This is a genomic window from Sphaerisporangium melleum (assembly GCF_014646695.1).
Lineage (GTDB): Bacteria > Actinomycetota > Actinomycetes > Streptosporangiales > Streptosporangiaceae > Sphaerisporangium > Sphaerisporangium melleum.
Map to the genome: position 1 here is coordinate 1 of NZ_BMNT01000075.1, position 5,033 is coordinate 5,033.

Annotated in this window: 7 protein-coding genes; 3 read left to right on the forward strand and 4 right to left on the reverse strand. The window is 66.9% G+C overall.

What is annotated here, in order from left to right; genetic code table 11:
- The 3 genes from IEY93_RS36370 to tgmA form a co-directional block, all read right to left on the reverse strand.
- Positions 1–482 (reverse strand): methyltransferase domain-containing protein (locus tag IEY93_RS36370; protein ID WP_373291555.1); only part of this gene is annotated, 482 nt, incomplete at its 3' end.
- A gap of 6 nt (positions 483–488) precedes the next feature.
- Entirely contained in the window at positions 489–1,424 is a 936-nt protein-coding gene (tgmB, locus tag IEY93_RS36375) for an ATP-grasp ribosomal peptide maturase (RefSeq protein WP_203968286.1), read from the reverse strand.
- A 10-nt stretch (positions 1,425–1,434) separates the two neighbouring features.
- Entirely contained in the window at positions 1,435–1,698 is a 264-nt protein-coding gene (tgmA, locus tag IEY93_RS36380; RefSeq protein WP_203968283.1) for a putative ATP-grasp-modified RiPP, read from the reverse strand.
- Positions 1,699–2,067: 369 nt separating this feature from the next.
- Between tgmA and IEY93_RS36385 the strand changes: the two genes are divergently transcribed.
- From IEY93_RS36385 to IEY93_RS36395, 3 genes are read left to right on the forward strand one after another with little or no spacing between them, the layout of a single operon-like run.
- Positions 2,068–2,445 (forward strand): hypothetical protein, encoded by a 378-nt coding sequence (locus tag IEY93_RS36385; protein ID WP_189167723.1) that lies wholly within the window; start codon positions 2,068–2,070, stop codon positions 2,443–2,445.
- Positions 2,414–2,956, forward strand: coding sequence for a DUF6879 family protein (locus IEY93_RS36390; protein WP_229691763.1), 543 nt, complete (start codon positions 2,414–2,416; stop codon positions 2,954–2,956). Before IEY93_RS36385 ends, IEY93_RS36390 begins: the two co-directional genes overlap by 32 nt.
- A gap of 38 nt (positions 2,957–2,994) precedes the next feature.
- Positions 2,995–3,840, forward strand: coding sequence for a helix-turn-helix domain-containing protein (locus IEY93_RS36395; RefSeq protein ID WP_189167724.1), 846 nt, complete (start codon positions 2,995–2,997; stop codon positions 3,838–3,840).
- Here the strand turns inward: IEY93_RS36395 and IEY93_RS36400 are convergent.
- Entirely contained in the window at positions 3,814–5,031 is a 1,218-nt protein-coding gene (locus IEY93_RS36400) for a tetratricopeptide repeat protein (RefSeq protein ID WP_229691764.1), read from the reverse strand. The genes IEY93_RS36395 and IEY93_RS36400 overlap by 27 nt on opposite strands.
- Between the last annotated feature and the right edge of the window lie 2 nt (positions 5,032–5,033).

Here is a 5,033-nt window from a genome sequence, read left to right on the forward strand (position 1 = left end):
GTGAGCGCGTCGCGAGCGCGGCCGGCCACGGCGGCGTCGTACTCGATCGAGGTGACGGCCCTGTCGCCGAGCCGGTGACACATCAGCGCGGTGGAATAGCCCGTGCCGGTGCCGACCTCGAGCACCTTGTCCCCGTTGGCGATCTGCGCCGCGTCCAGCATGAGCACCACCAGGCCGGGCAGGGTCGAGGAGGATGTCGGCGCTCCCTGAACGGTGCCGCGCGCGGTCTCGACCGTAGTCCCGTCGATCTGCGTCACCCAGGTCTGGTCGCGGTACGCCAGCTCCAGCCATTCGTCCTCGGTGACCTCCTCGCGGTGGATCACCTTCCACCGGTCGCCGTACTCGGTGGCCTCGGCGACCGCCGAGCCGAGAAAGCGCTCCCGGGCCACGGACTCGACCGCATCCCGCCATACCGGGTCGCGCGAGGACCCGGCCCGGGAGAGCCGGTCGGCGAGCGCACGGCGGAGCCGTACGGCCCTCATGAACGGTCACGTCGGCTCCTCCAAGAGCAGGTCGGCGATCGCGGCGGCGATGGGCACCCCGGTGGCGTCCTCCAACCAGGCCCACTGCCCGTTGGGATTGCACTCCAGGAACATCGGAACACCGTCCCTGGTGAGCGCGAAATCAAAGGCGCCGAAGCGCAGGCCCAGCGCATCGAGGTAGGCCAGGCAGCCCTCCGCGAGACCGGCCGGAGGCTCGATCACCGTGTACGAGAGGCGATCGTAGTCCCGCCGCCAGTCGAGCAGATCGGAATCGAGCCGGACACAGAACACCTGCTTCCCCGCAACGGTCACCCGGAGGTCGGCTGCCTTGTCGACGCGGGCCTGGAACAGATGCGCCGCACCGCCGATGCTTTCGTCCAGCTCGCCCAACTGGACCTGAGCCGTCCAGATGGTGGCGGGATCCCCGTTGGGGCCGGTGTACGGGGTGGCTCGCAGTGGCTTGTAGACGATGGGACCATGCTCGGCCGCGAACGCACGGGCATCGTCCACCCGGTTGGTGATCAGAGTGGCGGGCACTTCAAATCCGATCCGGCGCGCGGTCGCGAGTTGAAGGGGCTTGTGCTCGGCCGCGGTGATCGCCCAGGGGTGGCTAACGTACGAACACGGCAGCATCGAGAGGATTCCGCCGAGCCCGAAGCGAGTCTGTGTCCCGACGAACCGCTCGACCTGCGACGGACTATCAGAGAGGTAAGGGGTGGGCCGCCGATAGTAGACGGCCCGCACCTCCTCCAGCATGATTCGCCGCGACCGCGTGGTCAGGACACCGCGCGGGAGGGATTCTCCGAACCACGCCGACAGTTCGGCGTGAGCAGGGAAGTCGGCGCCGGGATCCAGTCGTGCGACGTGCGCGTCACGCTCGCGCAAATGCCTGATCACCATGTCGGCTGTCGGATCATCCAGGCAGGTCAGGACGAGGATCACCGAGCGGCCCTCAGTCGTTGTCGTAGTCGGTGACCGTGGTCTGGTCCGAGGGCTGAGGGTCACGACCGTCGCCGCTGCCACCGGTCCGCTGCGTCTTGCTGGTCTGCTTGCTGGTGCCGTGCTTGCCCGCCTCGATGAGCCGGCCGGTCGTGGCGTCACGGTAGACGCCGGTCTGCCGGACCGAGTCGAGTTCGACCCTGTACGGCGGGGCAGGCGAAGACACGAAGGGGGCGGTTCGTGTGAGGCCCCATGGCTGCTCGGGCAGTGTGTTCACGGATTCTCCCTATCTCCAATACGTCTCAGCGGGGTGGTTTTACATTTCGCCCGAACCGCGCTTTCCCTCCAATTTCCACTCATGGCGGGTGCCGTACTGGCCATCCAGCAGAAGTGGAGGAGGCACAGCGCCTGTTACGGACAGTGAATCGCAAAGCGCCCGGCCGGTCGGGTGGCAGAAGCGCTCGCGCTGACGTTAAGAAGGCTCGTGCCTGACCCTCAACCAGCTTGAGCGGCTTTGCGCAACCGCCCGCACCATGGGAAGCGGCTCCGGTACGCCGCGCAAACTCGCGCAAACTCCTTGAGGCGGTTACGCAGAGCACACAAACTCGGTGGCGTAGTCACCCGCTCCGATTAGAGGAGGAGCTCCATGGCGCTACGTTTCCTCGGCAAGGACACCATCGACGGGGGATCGCCGACACTGTTCGACGACGGCGACAGATACGTGCTCCAAGGCTGGATCGTCACCGATCCGGGAGTACTGAGCAAGCTCGCCCTCGCCGACCACGAGACCCTCGTCGAGGTACCCAAGGAGCTGATGAAGTTCCTGCCGGAGGGCGTGGTCGTCCCATCGGGGCCACCTCTGGTAGTCGATCGCGACGAGACGTACGTGTTCCGAGGGCCACTCATCACCGATCCGGCCGTGCTCGCCCAGTTGGACATGCCCAGCCACGAGACCGTGATCGAGATCCCGAAGACCGCGCTGGAGGTGACCCGTGTCCTGGAGCGCCGGAGCGCCGACGTTTGAGCAGTGGACCACACTGTTCCGCTCTTGCGAGCGGTCGGCTGTGCATCTGGAAATGCGTGATGTGTACGCCGTATCGGCCGAGGACCCGACGTTCTCGGCCTGGAGGGCAGGTCAGCGCTACGACCCGAATGACGAAAAGTCGTGGTGGCGGCCCTGGCTGACCCTGATGCGGGAGACGACCGGCAGAGGTGTGCAGGTCAGGCGGGCCCGGATCGTGTCCGAACCGGTGACCGAGTACATCCGGTTCGAATACGACGTCTCCTTCACCAATCTCGTGGCGGGCGAACAGGGACGATGGCTTCCCCGGCGTCTCGCGTCCGGCATCGCATTGCCCGGCAACGACTTCTGGCTGTTCGACGGAGACCGGGTGCAGTTCAACCACTTCACCGGCGAGGGCGACTGGGCCGGCGTGGAATGGCGCGACGAGCCGGATGTGGTGAAATTGTGCGCGGCGGCGTTCGACGCGGTGTGGGCGGCGGGAATCGACCACGGCGACTACACGCCCGCCTGAGCCCTCGCCTCTGTCCGCACACCAGGTAAGCAGTACCAGTGCCATCGCCGTCACACGCCGTCACGCAAGCCAAACAGGCCCTCGGCGCCCGCCTGCGGGAGATCCGCCTCGTCGCGGGGCTCACCGGGCGGGATCTCGGCGACCTTGCGGGATGGCACTCCTCGAAGGTTTCGAGAATCGAGCACGGCAGACAGCCCCCCTCAGAGAGGGACATCAGCACTTGGTGCCGGCACTGCGGAGCCGATGACCAGGCCGCTGACCTGGTCGCATCGCTGCGCACGATCGACGAGATGTACATCGAATGGCGGCGAATGCAGCGCACCGGCCTGCAACGACTCCAGCAGGCCGCGGTTCCGCTGTACGAACGGACCGCCTGCTTCCGCGTCTACGAACCGTCGCTGATCCCCGGACTGTTCCAGACGGCCGAGTACGCGCTCGCTCTCATGCGCGCCGTCGTCGCGTTCCGGGAGATTCCCGACGACACCCCCCAAGCAGTCGAGGCCCGGTTGCAGCGGCAGAAGGTCCTTGACTCCAGTGGTCGCCGCTGCGTGGTCATCCTGGAGGAAGCGGCGTTGCGGAACCGAATAGGAGGCGCCGAGGTGATGGCCGGCCAACTCGGTCGATTGCTCACCGTGGCGACCCGCTCCAACATCAGCTTGGGGATCATCCCGATCCGAGATCGTGCAATGTGGCCCACCAATGGATTCTGGATCTTCGACAAGGAACGCGTCCTGGTGGAGACCCTGTCCGCGGAACTGACCATCACCCAACCCCGCGAGATCGCCCTGTACGCCAAGGCGTTCACCGAACTCGCCGACCTGGCATCGTACGGCGCGGCTGCACGAACCCTGATCGCCTCAGCCATCGCCGCCCTGGACAGGTGAGAATGTGCCAGGCGGGGGAATTCGTCCCTCCCCTTTAGGAAGATCTCGGTCAGCGCTTTCGCGGGCCTTCTCTTCCAGCCGCTCGCCCTCGGTGTGCTCTCCGAAGGAGACGTACAACTCGGCGGCGCTCAGCCGGCTGTGACGCGCGGCTGAGGTGTCGCCCAGGCGGTGGTGAACGTCGCCGAGCGCGGCCAGGGTCATGGCGAGGCTTCGCTGGTCCTTGAAGCGGCCGAACGTCTCGGCCGCCCGAGTCAGCGACTTACGTGCTTCGGCGCCCCGGCCGACTTCCAGGAGCGCTCCGGCGAGCGCAAGCATGCCCCAGGCTTGGCTCCACTCGTCATCGATCGTGGTGAAGATCTCGACCGCCCTGGCTCCAAGCGACACCGCCTCATCGAGGCGGCCGAGGTGCGCCGCGAGTTCGCCCAGGCTGAGCAGTGCCATGCCCTCCCCTCGGGGCACTCCTTCGCGACGGAACACCTCGAGAGCGGCTTCGAAGTACTGACGGGCTTCCTCGCGGTCGCCCATCTGCTCATGGACGAGCCCGAGCCCTCTGAGGGAGAAGCCGGTGAGCCACGCGTCGTCGGCCTCCCTGGCGTAGGAGAGGGCGCTCTCGTAGTTGGCGATCGCGCTTTCCCACCTGCCCCCTTGCATGTGCGCGTCGCCCAGCGCGAGAAGATTCGAGGCCTCCCCCAGCCGGTCGCCCAGAACGCATGCGGCCTCCGCCCCGGTCCGGTGGATCTCCTCCCATTCCTCCCAGTACGCGTGCAGCTCGAAGAAGCCATCGGTGACGACGGGCAGCTTCCACGCGATGTCGTACTGACCGGTGTCCATGGCCTGGTCCATCGCGAGCAGGGTGTTCGAATGCTCCACCTCGAACCACGCCATGGCCGCCTCGGCATCGGCGAACGCCGGGATCGCGAACCGTTCCCCCGGAACCGTGGCGACCTCGTGCGAGTAGGGCAGGACGACGCGACGACCGGCGTCCGCGGTCAGCAGATACCAGCTCAGCAGCCGGCGAACCGCCGACATCCGGTGCCGCGGCATGGTCTCTTCCCGCAGACGGTCCTGCGCGTAGGCCCTGAGCAGGTCGTGCAGGCGATAACGACCTGGAGAGACCTCCTGCAGGAGATGCGCCGCGCACAGCGCGTCCAGGAGTCGCCGCGTGGCGTTCCGGTCGATCGAATCGAGCATCG